The 15,061-nt window shown below is 71.7% G+C and carries 13 protein-coding genes and 1 pseudogene; 4 read left to right on the forward strand and 10 right to left on the reverse strand.

The window, feature by feature from the left end; all coding sequences use genetic code 11:
- Positions 1–647 precede the first annotated feature (647 nt).
- Positions 648–1,499 (forward strand): universal stress protein, encoded by an 852-nt coding sequence (locus AR3_RS26790; RefSeq protein WP_067918096.1) that lies wholly within the window; start codon positions 648–650, stop codon positions 1,497–1,499.
- Positions 1,500–1,762: 263 nt separating this feature from the next.
- On the opposite strand, the gene AR3_RS26795 is transcribed toward AR3_RS26790, so the two are convergent.
- From AR3_RS26795 to AR3_RS26815, 5 genes are all read right to left on the reverse strand, one after another.
- The gene (locus AR3_RS26795; protein ID WP_067918098.1) at positions 1,763–2,575 is read right to left on the reverse strand and encodes an SAM-dependent methyltransferase; all 813 of its coding nucleotides are present in this window, start codon (positions 2,573–2,575) and stop codon (positions 1,763–1,765) included.
- A gap of 662 nt (positions 2,576–3,237) precedes the next feature.
- Complete coding sequence (locus tag AR3_RS26800) at positions 3,238–3,990, reverse strand: SDR family oxidoreductase (protein WP_067918100.1); 753 nt, start codon at positions 3,988–3,990, stop codon at positions 3,238–3,240.
- 826 nt (positions 3,991–4,816) lie between these two features.
- Positions 4,817–5,857, reverse strand: coding sequence for an LLM class oxidoreductase (locus AR3_RS26805; protein WP_067918116.1), 1,041 nt, complete (start codon positions 5,855–5,857; stop codon positions 4,817–4,819).
- Between the two features lie 149 nt (positions 5,858–6,006).
- Positions 6,007–6,831: an aldo/keto reductase gene (locus tag AR3_RS26810; RefSeq protein WP_067918102.1), complete on the reverse strand. Its 825-nt coding sequence runs from the start codon at positions 6,829–6,831 to the stop codon at positions 6,007–6,009.
- Positions 6,832–6,931: 100 nt separating this feature from the next.
- Positions 6,932–8,140, reverse strand: a complete 1,209-nt coding sequence (locus AR3_RS26815) for an MFS transporter (RefSeq protein ID WP_067918104.1) — start codon at positions 8,138–8,140, stop codon at positions 6,932–6,934.
- Positions 8,141–8,557: 417 nt separating this feature from the next.
- On the opposite strand from AR3_RS26815, the gene AR3_RS26820 reads away from it, so the two are divergent.
- Entirely contained in the window at positions 8,558–9,487 is a 930-nt protein-coding gene (locus tag AR3_RS26820) for an NADP-dependent oxidoreductase (protein WP_067918106.1), read from the forward strand.
- A 295-nt stretch (positions 9,488–9,782) separates the two neighbouring features.
- Here AR3_RS26820 and AR3_RS26825 read toward each other — a convergent pair whose 3' ends face one another.
- The 3 genes from AR3_RS26825 to AR3_RS26835 form a co-directional block, all read right to left on the reverse strand.
- Positions 9,783–10,241, reverse strand: a complete 459-nt coding sequence (locus AR3_RS26825; protein WP_067918108.1) for a MarR family winged helix-turn-helix transcriptional regulator — start codon at positions 10,239–10,241, stop codon at positions 9,783–9,785.
- 258 nt (positions 10,242–10,499) lie between these two features.
- Positions 10,500–11,189: a response regulator gene (locus AR3_RS26830; RefSeq protein ID WP_067918110.1), complete on the reverse strand. Its 690-nt coding sequence runs from the start codon at positions 11,187–11,189 to the stop codon at positions 10,500–10,502.
- Entirely contained in the window at positions 11,186–12,247 is a 1,062-nt protein-coding gene (locus AR3_RS26835) for a HAMP domain-containing sensor histidine kinase (RefSeq protein WP_227023417.1), read from the reverse strand. Before AR3_RS26835 ends, AR3_RS26830 begins: the two co-directional genes overlap by 4 nt.
- Positions 12,248–12,654: 407 nt before the next feature.
- Here AR3_RS26835 and AR3_RS26840 point away from each other — a divergent pair, with 407 nt between their 5' ends.
- Together AR3_RS26840 and AR3_RS26845 are read left to right on the forward strand one after the other, a co-directional pair.
- Positions 12,655–13,044, forward strand: coding sequence for a TraR/DksA family transcriptional regulator (locus AR3_RS26840; protein ID WP_067918111.1), 390 nt, complete (start codon positions 12,655–12,657; stop codon positions 13,042–13,044).
- A gap of 198 nt (positions 13,045–13,242) precedes the next feature.
- On the forward strand, positions 13,243–13,689 hold the full coding sequence (locus AR3_RS26845; protein WP_146150407.1) for a hypothetical protein: 447 nt from the start codon (positions 13,243–13,245) through the stop codon (positions 13,687–13,689).
- 267 nt (positions 13,690–13,956) lie between these two features.
- Here AR3_RS26845 and AR3_RS31880 read toward each other — a convergent pair whose 3' ends face one another.
- Entirely contained in the window at positions 13,957–14,304 is a 348-nt protein-coding gene (locus AR3_RS31880; protein WP_067918114.1) for a TraR/DksA family transcriptional regulator, read from the reverse strand.
- 458 nt (positions 14,305–14,762) lie between these two features.
- Positions 14,763–15,061, reverse strand: a pseudogene (locus tag AR3_RS26855) (hypothetical protein); the annotation flags it as partial.

Consider the following 15,061-nt stretch of genomic DNA (forward strand, 5'->3'; position numbering starts at 1 on the left):
GGCCCGCCCGTCGGGCGGCACCGCCGTGGTCTGGCGCGTCCCGCTGAACGACGACGCTTCCCTGTGACCTCGCGTCGGCGCCACGCTCAGTCCCTCGCCCGGCCTGACGACCGCCGCATCGCCGTGGCGTCGCTTCGCAGGATGCGCTGATCATGGCCGCGGGCTGAGGGAAGGCAGCGGGCCGGTGGGCATATCGCGGCCGCCGCCCTTGTCCTCCCTCGTCAGCCGTTGGTCGCGCGGCACCCGTGGCCCCAGCTGATAGCCGCCGTCGGCGCCCCGCTGCACTTCCAGCTCAGGCACTGATTCACGCCCCACCGCAACGTGCGCACCGAGACCCCAGACAGCTTCGTCAGCTCGGCGCCCAGCAAGGGACTGCAGCAGCGGCAGCAGCCGAAGCGCTCTGCCTCTGGCACGTACGCGAACACGGCGTCGCAGACGGCTTCGCGGTGCTCACGAAGGCCGCCCCGCCATGCGCCGTCGCATGACCCCCGCTTGGCGACGGTCCTCTCAGGTCTTTCGCATCACCGCGGCCGAGGCGGGGACGTAGAGCCGGGAGGCCCAACGGCACGGGACCTTCGCCCGGAGGCCCGAACCGTGTGGACGCCTAGCGTCGGAGCAGGACCGAATCGTCCGGCAGGAGGACCGCCATGCCCGCCCGCGTCGTCGTCGGGATCGACGGATCCGCGCACGCCTGGAAGGCCCTGGACTGGGCCGCCGCATACGCCCGGGCGCATCGGCTCCCGCTCCTGCTGATGCACGCCTCCCGCGCCCTGCGGAGCGGCCCGGGGCTGCCCGAGTCCGCGCGCGAGCATCTGGCCGCCGAGCGGACGGACATGCTCAACGAGGCGCGGCGGTACGCGCTCAAGCAGTTCCCCGAAGTGGAGATCGGCGTGCGGCTGTCCGAGGACGACCCCGGCAGCGCCCTGGTGGCCGAGAGCGAGCAGGCCGCGCTGGTCGTCGTCGGCTCGCGCGGGCAGGGCGGCTTCGAAGGCCTGCTGTTCGGCTCGGTGGGCCTGCACGTCGCCGGGCACGCGCGATGCCCGGTGCTGGTGGTGCCGCGCACAGCGCCGTATCCGGCCGACGCCCCCGACGCCATCGTCGTGGGCATCGAGGGACGGCATCCCGAGGAGCACGTGATCGGCTGGGCCTTCGAGCACGCCGCGCTGACCGGCGCACGGCTGATCGCGCTGCACGCGGTGGGCGGCGAGTTCGGCTCGCCCTACCAGCGGCTGGTCGAGGACATGGAACTGGCCGAGGCGCTGGCGGGCTGGACCCGGCAGTATCCCGACGTGCGGGTGGTCCCGCGCGTGGCCGACGCCACCGCGCCCCGGGCGCTGGTAACCGAGTCACGGCACGCCGGACTGGTCGTCATGGGCGCCCATCAGCGTCGTGGACGCATCGGCCTCGCGTTGGGGCGGGTCAACCACGCGGTGCTGCTCCACGCCGCGTGCCCGGTGGTGCTGGTGCCCCGGGATGCGGATCCGGAGGACGAGCCGTGATCCGACGCTCCCGCCCTCCGGGGGCTCACGCCGAAGCCCCTGCGGAGTAGCACGACGCGCAGATCAGCGGATCGACCCTGCATGGAGACACGAGCGCCTGACCACTCGCTCGCGTGACGGGCGATCGTGAACCCGACGGAATGGTGCTCTCAGCTCGTCCTCCGACGGCGGAGGCACCGGCATCAGCGCATCGGCCTGCGTGGACGCCGTGTACTGGTGGTCGGCGGTCGAGCCCGGCCGGGCCGTGACGAGCCTGCGGTCGGTCAGGGCTTGCGGGCGACGGCGCCGTACGCGTCGATCGCTTCGGCGTCGGCTTCCTCCGGGCGCCACTGCGTGATCGGGACCATGCCGGGCTCGACCATCTCCAGGCCTTCGAAGCAGCTGGCGAGGTCCTCGGGGGAGCGGAGGATGTAGGGGACGCCGCCGCTCTCCGCGAGCCGATCGGCGCCGTCCACCACGGCCTGGCTGGTGTTCGTGCCGTCCCAGAGCACCATGTGGGACCCGGACGGGACGGCGTCCATCATCCGCCCGGTGATGGAGCGCATCACCTCGAGGTCGGGCTCGTAACCGAGCACGCCCATGAACATCACCGCGACCGGCCGGTCGAAGTCCAGCACCTCGGCGGCCTCGGCGAGGATCTTCTCCGGGTCGTGGTAGTCGGCGTGGACGTACCTGGTGACGCCCTCGGAAGTGGTGTTGGCCAGCAGGGCGCGGGCGTGCACGAGCACGAGCGGGTCGTTGTCGACGTAGACGATCCGGGATTCCGGCGCGACGCCCTGGGCGACCTCGTGCGTGTTCTGCATCGTCGGCAGGCCCGTGCCGACGTCGAGGAACTGCCGCATGCCGGCCTCGGCGGCCAGGTACCGCACCACGCGGATGAGGAACTTGCGCGATTGCCGCGCCATGACGACGATCTCGGGATACACCTCGGCCACGGCGTCCCCGGCGGCGCGGTCGGCCTCGTAGTTGTCCTTGCCGCCCATCCAGTAGTTCCACATCCGTGCCGCGTGCGGAACGTCGAACTGGATCTCGGTCGACAGTTCGGAACCGGGAGGCGGGAGCTGCCCGTCGGCCATGTCCAGACTCCTGATCGTCAGTCGCATCAGCGGGGCTCTGAACGAGATGTGAAGATCCTACGCGTCCGACCGCGTCGGGTCTCCTGAATGATCCAGGCGGGCGGCGCTCGTATGCAGCCTGGGCGCGGGGCGCGCACCCGCCGTCCGGGAGTGGTCCGAAACCGGCCGTTCCGCGGGCCGGAGCATCGATGCAGGTCACGTCAACGGCGACGGCGCGTCCGGAGGCGGCCAGGGCGGCCGCGGCACGTGATCAAGCCGTGGGCGGCGACGTCGACGAGATCGACACCCGGCTTGGCCGTGTCCGGTGGATCATGTGTTGATCCAGAGCAGGACGACCGCCGTCGGGTAGGTGCGGGCGACGCCGTCGGGCAGTTGCGGATCGCCGCCGAGCAGGTCCTTGTCGGCGATCACCCGGTCGGGTCGGCGCCGTGGACGCCCCGGACCGGCCCGTGCACCGCGATCGAGGAAGGCGGTGCAGTGTTGACGTCGTCCGGCATGGCACGACCGACAGTGGCGGATGGATCTCGGCGAGTCGGCCCGCCCCTTGGCCGCGCGAGCACTTGCCCAAGTATCCGGTTCGTCCCGCGACGGGCCCCATCGCGGGCGCCGGCGGCGTGCCGGTGCCGCGCGCGATCGCCGAGTCACGACTCGCGCGTCGGTCCTCATGCGCGCGGCTTGAGATCCGCCTCCAGCCAGTCGGCGTAGTGCGTGGGAGCGACGTCGGCGCCCTCCCCGACGGTGAGGACGTCGCCGTGGACGGCGGCGAACATGCCCGCGGAGTCATCGGTGATCACAGAGCGGGGATCGCCTCTGGCGGCGAGGGTGATCCGACCGAGTTCGTCCAGCGGATACGTGTCGGGGCCGGCAACGTCGCGGGCGCCGTTCAGGGGCGGTCCAGCCGCGACGGCGGCGACGGCGGCGGCGACGTCCGCCGACGCGATCGGCTGGAGGAGGGTGCGGGGCAGGCGGACGGTGTCGTCTTCTGCGGTCCAGGACAGGATGGTGCCGATGAACTCCATGAACTGGGTGGCGCGGACGATGGAGTAGGGGATGGCGCCTGTCCTGAGGGCTTCTTCTTGGAGGGTCTTGGCGCGGAAGTAGACGAGCCCGGGAACCTTGTCGGCGCCGACGATCGACAGGATGACGACGTGCCCGGCGCCCGAGCGCCGGGCGGCGGCCAGAAGGTTGGTCATCGAGGTCTGAAAGAACGCGAGGGACGCCTCGTCGAAGGTCGGGGAGTTGGTGAGGTTGACTACCGTCTCGGCGTCCTTCAGCGCATCGTCGAGCCCCTCGCCGGTGAGCACGTCGACACCGGTGCGCGGTGAAAGCGGCACCGCCTCGTGCCCGGCCAGGTCGAGGCCCCGCACGACCTGTGACCCGATGAGCCCGGTGCCGCCGATGACTGCGAACCTCATGGCACGACCGCCCCGATGTCAAGTGTCCGCTGGTCCGGACACGCCTAATTCCAGCTAACAGCCGGATCTGCGGCGCCCGGGTCAATGTGCACGCAGTTTCGAGCAAAGAAGACGCGACATGCCGCTGTGTCCTTTTGCTTGGACGAAGGGAGTCGGTCGCCGGCCGTCGTGCGCTATCCCACAACGCAAACCGGTCCCCGGCCGGGGCCACGCGAACGCGTGACGCGATCAGCGTTGATGTGACCAGTTGATGTGACCAGTTGATGTGACCAAAGGGACCGTCGCCGCTCCGGCTGCCGTTCGAAGCTCGACAGCGTCGTGCAGCCCGCGACTCTCAGCAGCGAACAGGGACCAGACCGAGGTGCTGATACAGGCGGGCTGACGGTGCGGTCCACCAGCGATGCTCGCGAGCAAGATGTCGAGCCGGGCTTCGTGGCTGCCGGCCCGCCAAGTTCCGCCGCGACGCCCCTGGTGAACATGCCAGCGATATGGCCTGGAAAGCGGCGGGCAAGACCAAGAATTCGGGGTACGGTGGTCAGGCGGCTGACACCAGTCGTCAGATCCCCTGGTGCGTGGCTGAGCAGCGCACGCCGCACACCACGTCAGCCTTCCGAAGTTCTGGAGCGTGGCCGCTCGAGTCGGCGCCGGACCGGGACCGACGCATCGGACGGCGAAGCAGTGCAACGTGGCGACCGCCGCGCGCCTCGGCCGTTCGTCGGGAAGCGGGCGAGGCGCCGCGTCCGTGGAGTTGACGCGGCGTCCCGCCCGCCTGCTCAGGTGCGTCCATTGACAGGCACGGTGAGCGCACGTAGGCGGACCGTGCCGGTCATGCCGTCGCCCTGCTGTGCTCCGCCGGTGCGAGGGGCGCCGTCCGTGAGGGGAAATGAGGGAGGATCTCCTCCGCCAGCTCGTGCAGGACCTCGTCGACGGGGCGGTCGCCGGGACGCAGGTTGAAGGAGACGTGGGCGACGCCGAGTTCGCTCATCGCGTGCAGGTGATCCAGCAGGGCGTGCCGTCCGGTGCGCAGACCGAGGCGGATGGGGGTGGCCGGAGTGGACGGGTCGCCGACAAGGTCCAGTTGCATCGGTGTGAGGTACGGCTTGCCCGTCCCCGCGGTCAGCTCTTGCCACTCGCGTGTCTTGAGCCGCAACGCTCCCAGGGGCCTGGGGTAGTTGAGGGAGGCGTCGGCGTGCTCGGCGATCCACTCCGCGGACTGCTGGGCGCGCCCCGCCACGGCGAGGGGGATCGTCGAACCGGTCGGCTTCGGAAGGACGTCGAGCCTCCGGTCGGCGTCCAGACCGAGTTGCGGCACGGAAACGCCCTGGTCCGGCCCTGGAGTGGCCCAGGCGGCGCGGAGGATCTCGACATAGTCGCGGAAGGTGCGGCCGCGGGCGTGGAAGTCCTCGCCGAAGAGGGGGTATTCGACGGGGCGGTCCCCGCTGGCGAGGCCGAGCACGAACCGGCCGCCGGACAGCACGTCGACGGTCGCCGCGGCCTTGGCGACCAGCAGCGGACGGCGCAGCGGGAGGACGACCGCGGCGGTGCCGAGCACGGCCCGCTGCGTGACCGCCGCCAGGTGGCCGAGGTGCGTGAACGTTTCGAAGACCGATCCGGCGTCGCCGAACGCCTGCGGATCGTACAGGGGGACGTCGCGCACCCACAGCGCCGCGAAGCCGAGCTCGTCGGCGAGCCGGGCGAGCCTGGCGTGCTCGGTGAGTCTCGGGACGCCGAAGGGGCGGCCGGCCTGGCGGTCGGCGCGCAGCCGTGTCGCGCCCCAATCGTTGTCGAGAGGCAGTTCCAGACCGAGCGTGACGCGGCCGTCCGGGTCGACCAGGCGGTCCAAGGCAGGGTGGAGGGCGGCGGGCATGGCGGCGGCCACCTTTCGAACCTGAAGACGCGGCTGGGAAACGGATGGGAAACGGATCGGAAAGGGAACGAGAGGGGCGACTGGCCGCCGGTGCGGACGGAGACCGATCCGCCCGCACCGGCGGCGAGGACGTCGGGCGTCCGACCTCCTCACTCGAAGGCGTCGGGGTCCGGGCCCGTGCGCATGCCGCGGTCGAGCGCGGCGATCTCGGCCATCTCGTCGTCCGAGAGCGCGAAGTCGAAGACGTCGATGTTCTCCCGGATCCGGGCGGGCGTGACCGACTTGGGGATCACGATGGTGCCGAGCTGCAGGTGCCAGCGCAGCACGACCTGCGCGGGCGACTTGCCGTGCCGTTCGGCGATCTTGACCAGCGGGGGCTCGTCGAGCACCGCCCCCTGGGCCAGCGGGCTCCACGCCTCGGTCGCGATGCCGTGCTCGGCGTGCAGCGTGCGGAGCTCCCGCTGCTGGAGACCGGGGTGCAGTTCGATCTGGTTGACGGCGGGGACGAGCGAGCTGCCGTCCATCAGGCGCCGCAGGTGCGCGGGCTGGAAGTTGGAGACGCCGGCGGCGCGGATGCGGCCCTCGGCCGCCAGCCTCTCCAGGGCCCGCCAGGTGTCCCGGTACAGGTCGCGGGCGGGGCTCGGCCAGTGGATGAGGTACAGGTCCACGTAGTCCAGGCCCAGCGCGGCGAGGCTCCGGTCGAACGCCTTGAGGGTGGCGTCGTAGCCCTGGTCGGCGTTCCACAGCTTCGTCGTGATGAACAGGTCCTCGCGGGGGAGGCCCGACGCGGCCACCGCCCGGCCCACGCCCGCCTCGTTGCCGTAGATGGCGGCGGTGTCGATGGAGCGGTAGCCGGCCTCCAGCGCGGCGGTCACCGCGGCCGTGGTCTCGTCGTCCGGCACCTGGAAGACACCGAAGCCGAGCTGCGGCATTTCGACGCCGTTGTTGAGCGTGACGGTGGGAACTGCGGTCATGGTGAATGCGTTTCCTTTGTTCTCGTATCAGCCGGTGGTGTGGGAGGAACGCGCCGGCGGGGCGTCGGCACGGCCGGGCGCGGTCCTGCGAGGGAGCGGCTCAGTGCTGGGCGGACGGCACGTTCTCGCGGATCTCGGGCGCCGGGGCGCCCCGGTGGGACGGCGGGGTGCGCCGGTCGAGGAAGGCGGCAAGGAACGACAGCAGCAGCGCGGTCCCGGAGAGCAGGGCGCCGACCCAGTTGGGGGAGGTGTAGCCCAGTCCGGCGTCGATGACGATGCCGCCGAGCCAGGCGGCCAGCGCGTTGCCGAGGTTGAAGGCGCCGATGTTGGCGGCGGACGCCAGGGTGGGGGCGGCGGACGCCTGGTCGAGCACCCACTTCTGCAGCGGCGGCACGGTGGCGAAGCCCAGCGCGCCGATGAGCGTCAGGGTGACGGCCGCGGAGAACTTGTCGTGGGCGGTCGCCGTGAACAGCAGCAGGACGAGGGCGAGGGCGCCGAGCGAGACGAACAGCATGGGCATCAGCGCCTTGTCGGCGAACCGTCCGCCGAGCAGGTTGCCCGCGAACATGCCGACGCCGAACAGGACGAGCAGCCAGGTGACCGCGCCCGCGGAGTAGTCGGCGACCTCGGTCATCATCGGCGCGACGTAGGTGATCGCGGCGAACACGCCGCCGTATCCGAGGACCGTCATCGCCATGGCCAGCCACACCTGGACGTTGCGGAAGGCGGCGAACTCGGACCGGACGTCGGCCCCCTCGGGCCTGCCGGTCTCGGGCACCAGCCCGGCCACGCCGAGCAGCCCGACCACGCCGAGCGACGCGACGATGGCGAAGGTGACCCGCCAGCCCGCGGCCTGCCCGATGTGGGTGCCGAGCGGGACGCCGACGATGTTCGCGATGGTGAGCCCCGTGAACATCAGCGAGATGGCGGAGGCCCGCTTGTGCGGGGCGACCAGGTCGGCGGCGACCACCGAGCCGATGCCGAAGAAGGCGCCGTGGGTGAGCGAGGCGATGATGCGGCCGAGCAGCATGACGCCGAAGACGGGGGCGGCGGCCGAGAGCGCGTTGCCGACCACGAAGAGCCCCATCAGCAGGATGAGCATCTTCTTGCGGGACACCTTGGTGCCCATCACGGTCAGCAGCGGCGCGCCGAAGACGACGCCGAGCGCGTAGCCGGTCACCAGCCAGCCGGCGGTGGGGATCGAGACGTCGAAGGTGTCCGCGACCTGGGGCAGCACCCCCATGATCACGAATTCGGTGGTGCCGATCCCGAAGGCCCCGATGGCCAGGGCCAGCAGCGCGAGAGGCATGCTCCGAACCCTTCATATGGTTGCATGAGGACGTAACGAGCGCACACAATATTTGCATACGCGGGTTAAATGCAACCGACTGGATCGGGCGGGTCTCGAACTCGGTCGCCCCTGCCTCGCGCTCGGCAAGCCCCTGTGTCCGGGCGGTGGTGCCGTCCAGGGGCCTCGGAAGGCCGCCTGTCAGAGTGGGCGAGATCGCAAGCTCCGTGACGGTGCGGAGAGCGTGCAGAGGTGTCCGCCGGACGTGATCGTGCAGGCCGCCTCGTCGCTCCCGCGCTGCTCGGCCGCCGATCTGCCGTTCGTCGGGTGGTGTCGACGTCGCGCGGCGCTGCGGCCAGGGCGCCTTGACGCCTCGAATCAGTTGCGCACGCCATCTATTGCTCAAGCCGATAGCCATCGTATGGTTCTATTGGGCGCATGAAAGCGATCGTGCTGGAGCGGTACGGCCGACCTGAGGACCTGAAGCTGGTCGACCGTCCGGAGCCCAAGGTGGCGCCCGGGGAGGTGCTCGTCCGCGTGATGGCCGCCGGGGTGAACCCGGTGGACTGGAAGCTCGGAGAGGGGCGGCTCGACCCGATCATGGAGACGCACTTCCCCCTGATCCCCGGCTGGGACGTGGCCGGGGTCGTCGAGCGGGTGGGGTACGACGTCGGCGAATTCGAGCCCGGCGACGAGGTGTTCGGGTACATCCGCAAGGACCATGTCCAGCTCGGCGCCTACGCCGAGCTGGTGTCCGCGCATGTCCGCATGCTGGCGCGCAAACCGGCGTCGCTCACCTGGGAGCAGGCGGCGGGCGTGCCGCTCGCCGGTCTGACGGCCCATCAGGCCATCCGGCGCGTCGGCGTCCGAGCGGGCGAGACCGTCCTGGTGCATGCCGCGGCGGGCGGAGTGGGCTCGCTCGGCGTGCAGATCGCCGTGGCGCTCGGCGCCCGGGTCATCGGGACCGCGAGCGAACGCAACCACGACTTCCTGCGCGGTCTCGGCGCCGAGCCCGTCGCCTACGGGGACGGGCTGGTCGACCGCATCCGCGCGGCGGCTCCCGACGGTGTCGACGCGGCACTCGACTTCGTCGGCGACGGCGCGGTGGAGATCTCCCAGCAGGTGCTGAAGCGGCGCGACCGGGTGGCGTCCATCGCCGACCGTGAAGCGAAGGAGAAGGGCGGGCACTACGTGTGGGTGCGCCCCGACAGCGCCGGCCTTGCGGAGCTGGCCGCCCTCGCCGACGACGGAAAGCTCACGGTGCACGTCGACCGCGTGTTCCCGCTCGCCGAGGCCGCGGAGGCGTGGCGCCTCAGCCGCGCCGGACACACCCGCGGCAAGCTCGTGCTGTCGGTCGGCGGCCGCTGAACGCGCCTCCCGCCGTCTCATCGACCTCCGCCGGGGACCGTGGTCGAAGGGCCGCGGATCCCTGGCGGCGCACCGAGTCCGTCCCGCCCCGAGCACCGTGCCGCTCGGCGACCCGTCGAACGGCGGCCTCCCTTATCGCTCCGCAGGCCGGATGCGCGGCGCGCCACCTTACGTATCGCCGATCGGACGTGTTGACCGCATGCGGGCATGAAGATGTGTTAGCCGCGGGACGGTGAATTTCCGAATGACTCGTCCCGCCGTCCATGCCTCCTGGGGCGCCAGTAGGGGCGGCGCCTCAGGCGGTTGCGTACAGGGTCTTCACGGCTTGGACCAGCGGAGCCAGTTCGGGGTTCTGCGCGGCCTCGTCGAGCGCCTCCTGCAGGGCCGCCTCGCTGGTCGGGCGCGCCTCGGCGAGGAGCTTGGCCCCGGCCTCGCTGACGTCGGTGTAGATGCCGCGCCGGTCGGTCGGGCACAGGTAACGGGACAGCAGGCCGCGGTCCTCCAGGCGGGTGACCAGCCGCGTGGTGGCGCTCTGGCTGAGGGCGACGGCGTCGGCCACCTGCTTCATCTGCAGGTGGCCGCCGGGGCCGTTGTGCTGCCGGCTGAGGACGTCGAGCAGCGAGTACTCGCGCACGCTCAGCCCGTGCTTGGACTGGAGGGCGTGCTCGATGTGGGCCTCGATCTTCGCGTGGAACAGGGACAGCGTGCGCCAGCCCTGCGCGAGCGCGGCGGGCGCCGGGTCTGGGGTGGTCATGGGGCCTGTTCCTCCGTCCCGTGTCACGCCCCCAGGATAGGGCATGACCGAAACAGTCGGCGGCCGCATATATGCAGCGTTTGCAAGTATTGTCGGCCCTTCATTTCGCGTTCTCGAGGGGGCCGATGCCGCCGCGCGCATTGCTCCGGATGCATTTCGCATTTCGCGACGAGACGGCCGCACGAGAACGCACCTGCGTCCTTTCCACCCTGCCGGGCTCAGCACGCCTACGGCGTCCGCGTGCGGGTGCGGCGCGGGTCAGGGCTCGATGAGGCCGGTGCGGATGGCGTAGCGGGTCAGTTCCAGGCGGTCCTTCAAGCCGAGTTTGGCCAGGATGTTGGCGCGGTGCCGTTCGACCGTCTTGACGCTGATGACCAGGGTGTCGGCGATCTCCTTGGAGGAGTGGCCCTCGGCGACGAGTTTGACGATCTCCTCCTCGCGCGGGGTGAGCACGCTGTCGGGCATCTGCCCGGCCTGGGCGTGGTCGAGGTAGGTGCGGATCAGGGTGCTGACCGCCCCCGGGTACAGGAACGGCTCGCCGCGCATCGCCGCGCGGCAGGCGGCGATCAGGTCCCGGTCGGCCAGGGACTTGAGCACGTAGCCGGCGGCGCCGGCCTTGAGCGCCTCGAACAGGTACTGCTCGTTGTCGTGCATGGTGAGGATGAGGACGCGCAGGTCGGGGTGCAGGCGGGTCAGCTCCCGGGCGGCCTGCAGGCCGGTCATCCTCGGCATCGCCACGTCCAGGATGGCCAGGTCGACCTCCACCCGCTGCCCGGCGGTGCCCTGCAGCAGAGCGATCGCCTCGGCGCCGTCCCCCGCCTCGGCGACGACCTGCAGGTCCGGCTCGTTGTCCAGGATGAGGCGGACGCCGCGGCGCACCAGGGCGTGGTCGTCGGCCAGCAGGATGCGGGTCGTGGACGGGGCGTGCGAAGCCGAGGCGGCGGTCATCGGGTTTCCTCGCCGGGACGTGGACGGACGGAGCGGTCCTGGCCGGTGGCGGGGCCGGTGAGCACCGACTCCGCGGAGGGCGGATCGGCCGGCGTCTGCGCGGCGGGCACGTGGAGGGTGAGCCTCGTGCCGCCCTCGGGCCGCGTCTGCAGATGCAGAGTGCCGCCCACCAGCAGAGCGCGTTCGCGCATGCCCTGGATCCCCGCGCCCTCCGGGGCGCCGTTGATGCCCTTGCCGTCGTCGTCCACGCGCAGCACCACGCCGCCGTCGCCCGACGCGTCGGCGGGCGACAGGTCGAGCTCGACGGCGGTGGCGCCCGAATGGCGGGCGGCGTTGGTCAGGGCCTCCTGGGCGATGCGGTAGATCACCAGTTCGACCTGAGGGCTCAGCCGCGGCAGGTCAGGGTGCAGGCGGCGGCGCACCCGCATGGTGGTGTGGGTGTCGAACTGCGCGGTCAGCGCGGCGAGCGCGCTGGCCAGGCCCAGGTCCTCCAGCACGTCGGGGCGCAGCCTGCGCGCGACCCGGCGCACCTCGTCCAGGCAGTGCCGGGTGGTCTCCTGGGCGCAGCGCAGCTCCTCGCGCAGCGGCTCGGGGGCGCGGTCGGTGAGCCGTTTGATGTCCAGCAGCAGGGCGGTCAGGCTCTGGCCGATCTCGTCGTGCAGCTCCCGGGCGATGCGGCGGCGCTCGTCCTCCTGCGCCGACAGGGCGCGGGCGCTGCTGGCGCTGCGCTCGGTCTCCAGCCGCTGCAGCATCTGGTTGAAGGTGTTGATCAGCGTGGCGATCTCACGGCTGCCGGTGACGGGCAGCCGCTGGCCGGGACGCAGCAGGTCGACGGTGTTCATCAGGCGGGTCAGCCGCTCCAGGGGCGCCAGCCCCCAGCGCAGCAGGACGGCGTTGGCGGTCAGCAGCGAGGCCAGCCCCGCCAGCAGCACGAGCGCCTCGGTCAGCCGGATCGGCACCGACACCGTCCACGGCCCGATCATCAACAGGATGGTGGCGACCGTTCCCACCAGCGTGTTGAGCCAGAACACCCGCCAGAACAGCCGCACTGATGGCACGCCCCCTTCGTCACCGATAAGCGCTCCGCACGCCGGTCGCAGGGCCCTCCGACTACGGTAGGCGCATCCTCTGAGCCCGCGGCGTGCGAGGACGCCCTACAACCATCGTGCCGCGTCCGAGGCCGGAGTTCGATCCGGGACGGCACCCATGCCGTCCGGTTTCGAGGCTGTCGTGAGGTGGGAATACAGCGTCCACCGACGGCGAATGGGTGGTGCCACCGATGGTGGCCGCGGCCGTGATCGCCCATGGTGGAGAAGAACCCAGGGAGACGCCACATCTCCTGCCCGATCCCGTGTCACCGGCGGCCGGACGCCCAGACCCGTGGCCGTCCGCCGGTGACACGGTCGAGCGGGGACGAGGGAAGCACACTGCGGCACCCGGGCCGGGCCGAAGGGAGTCTGTTGGGATGACGGCGAGCGGCGCCGTGCGCGGCACGGTCGGCGGTCCGCCGCCGCGCCCCGCGTCCGCCGGGCGCGGCCCGGAGAACGCGGCCGCCCGCCAGGCCCGCGAGCGGCTGGAGCGGCAGCGCCGCACCCGCACCGCGCAACTGTTGATCATCGAGCACGAGGCCGAGAAGCGCTTCGGCCGGAACGCGCGGGAGTCGGTCCTGGCGAGGTGCGACACGCTGCGGCTGACGCTGCGGGAGATCGAGGCCGCCCTGGGCCGGGTGGACGCGGGCACCTACGGACGCTGCGAAGACTGCGGCGAGCCGATCGGCCGGGCCCGCCTGGAGATCCTGCCTTATGCGCGCCGCTGCGTGATGTGCCAGCAGCGGCGGCGACAGCCCGGGCCCTGAGCGGGAACGGCGTCGTCCCCTTCCCGGTGTCCGTCCGGCGCCGATGTCCGATCAAGGTGGTGTGCATGTCTCTCACCCGTCCCCAGGCACGCGACCCGAGGCGACCGGTCCGCAACGGCGGTGCGGCCGCGGCGGCGGGAACGCGGGCGCGACCGCCGCGTCGGAGACTCTGCCGACCTGTTCACAACGGAGTGGACGATGGCTCGTGATCTGACGAACTGCGACCTGCTGAACGGTGATCTCCTTGGCCGGTTGACGCTGCCGCTCACCGGCTGGACCGCCCGCCTCCACCAGGACGGCGGCCGGCCGTCCCGGCTGGTGGTGGACCCGGGAGGCGGCTCGCCGCTGACGTACCCGCTGCTCGCGCAGGCGGGACAGGGGCAGCCGCTGCTCGGCGCCCACGCGGTCCGGCTCTCCCGCCCGTTCGGCCCGTCGGCCGTCGGCACGGTCACCCTGGCCTACGGGGTGATCTACGACGACTCGGTGGAGCCGGTCTTCGTCCGGTACCGGCCGTGGCGGCGCGCCCGCCTGCAGAAGGTCCGTCCGGAGACGCTGGCGGGTCATGTCTGGCTGGCCGAACTGGCCGGGCGCTTCGACGAGGTCCGGGTCACCGCGGCCGGACGCGTGGCCATCCGGCTGCTGTGAGGGAAGGCCGCCGGGCCCGGGCGGCTCCTGTGAACCCGTGCGCGGTCAGTTCGGGTTCCCCGGGCCCGGCGGCGCTCCAGGATCCCGTCCAGGGGGTGACGGGATCCGGCTCATGTTGGCGGCGCCGTACCGTGCCGGACGGCGCGCCCCGGTGAGGCCGCGGCGCGGCGGCGGGTCTTTCCGTGAACGGCCAGCGGGCCTTCATCCTGAGATCGCACGCCGTCCGGAAGACCGACGCCCGTCCGCCATGGCCGCGGCCTGGACACGTCAGCGGGTGCCGCGCCCCTGGCAGCGCACGCAGTAACGCACGTAAGGCAGGATCTCCAGCCGCCCGGCCGGGATCGTCTGCCCGCAGCCCTCGCACCTGCCGTAGGTGCCCTCCTCGAGCCGGCGCAGCGCATCGTCGATCTCCGCCAGGCTGTGCCGCAGGTTGTCCATGCGGGTGTAGTCGGACGCCTCCACCTGCTCCAGCGGAGTCTGCTCGACCGCCTTCTCCAGTACGGCCAGCTGCGCGGCGCGGCTGCGCTGCTCCTCCTCCAGGCGCCGCCGCACCTCCCGCGCCGCCGCGTCGTCCAGTGCACGCGCGCCGGCGCCGTCGTCCACGTTCGTGGTCATCGCCCGTCGAATCCTTCCCGCACGACTGGCAGGCTCCGGCCCCATGGACAAAGGGCCGGACCACACCGGACCGCCCCCGCCTCCGTCTGGAAAGCCGGGAAAGTCCGATGGTGGGCACGGCTGCCATCCCGTGATTCGCCTGCCTCCACCATGGGCGAAGGACGCGTCTCGGCACATCGGGCCTGACCCCCATTTCCATCCGGGGGAGCCCTGTAGAACACCTCGAGGGCGTACATGCGGACACCTGAACCGGTGTGGCAGCCGGGAGCGCGTCAGCGGCGCGGCCGGGCCGCGATGGGCGGCCCAGTCCTGTGCGGCCGCTGCATGGCCTGGGGCCAGTCCTCGCCAGGCCGACGGTCGGCCTGGCTGGTGTGCATGTTCAGTGCGGCCGCGGCGAATGCGTCGATGGCCGAGCGTGGTCAGTGCCGACGATCGACAGGAACACCACGATCCCTCGGTCAGTGCGGGATGCCGTCGATGATCGCCCTTGCCCCTTTACGGGCGAGCGTCGCCGCCACGTACGCCCCCAGCTCGGGGGCGCGGTCGGGGGTGTCCCACTCGTGCGCGTACGCGAACGCGGCGCCCTCGCGCGAGAACACCATCCCGATCAGGGACAGCTGTCCGTCGGGCGTGGTCGTGCAGTGCCCGGCGACCGGGGAGTTGCAGTGGCCTTGCAGCCCGTGGAGCATTGTGCGCTCGGCGGTCGCATGCACGCGGGTGGCCGGGTCGTCGAGCAGCCGCGCGAGTTCGACCGCGG

It is taken from the genome of Actinomadura rubrobrunea NBRC 15275, assembly GCF_001552235.1.
GTDB classification, from domain to species: domain Bacteria; phylum Actinomycetota; class Actinomycetes; order Streptosporangiales; family Streptosporangiaceae; genus Spirillospora; species Spirillospora viridilutea.

What these genes read in the sequence shown, in the direction of transcription:
- AR3_RS26795 (WP_067918098.1), bottom strand. Translation starts at nt 2,575, where the DNA reads ATGGCCGACGGGCAGCTCCCGCCTCCCGGTTCCGAACTGTCGACCGAG.
- AR3_RS26825 (WP_067918108.1), bottom strand. Translation starts at nt 10,241, where the DNA reads ATGACCACCCCAGACCCGGCGCCCGCCGCGCTCGCGCAGGGCTGGCGC.
- AR3_RS26810 (WP_067918102.1), bottom strand. Translation starts at nt 6,831, where the DNA reads ATGACCGCAGTTCCCACCGTCACGCTCAACAACGGCGTCGAAATGCCG.
- AR3_RS26845 (WP_146150407.1), top strand. Translation starts at nt 13,243, where the DNA reads ATGGCTCGTGATCTGACGAACTGCGACCTGCTGAACGGTGATCTCCTT.
- AR3_RS26820 (WP_067918106.1), top strand. Translation starts at nt 8,558, where the DNA reads ATGAAAGCGATCGTGCTGGAGCGGTACGGCCGACCTGAGGACCTGAAG.
- AR3_RS31880 (WP_067918114.1), bottom strand. Translation starts at nt 14,304, where the DNA reads ATGACCACGAACGTGGACGACGGCGCCGGCGCGCGTGCACTGGACGAC.
- AR3_RS26805 (WP_067918116.1), bottom strand. Translation starts at nt 5,857, where the DNA reads ATGCCCGCCGCCCTCCACCCTGCCTTGGACCGCCTGGTCGACCCGGAC.
- AR3_RS26815 (WP_067918104.1), bottom strand. Translation starts at nt 8,140, where the DNA reads ATGCCTCTCGCGCTGCTGGCCCTGGCCATCGGGGCCTTCGGGATCGGC.
- AR3_RS26830 (WP_067918110.1), bottom strand. Translation starts at nt 11,189, where the DNA reads ATGACCGCCGCCTCGGCTTCGCACGCCCCGTCCACGACCCGCATCCTG.
- AR3_RS26790 (WP_067918096.1), top strand. Translation starts at nt 648, where the DNA reads ATGCCCGCCCGCGTCGTCGTCGGGATCGACGGATCCGCGCACGCCTGG.
- AR3_RS26800 (WP_067918100.1), bottom strand. Translation starts at nt 3,990, where the DNA reads ATGAGGTTCGCAGTCATCGGCGGCACCGGGCTCATCGGGTCACAGGTC.
- AR3_RS26840 (WP_067918111.1), top strand. Translation starts at nt 12,655, where the DNA reads ATGACGGCGAGCGGCGCCGTGCGCGGCACGGTCGGCGGTCCGCCGCCG.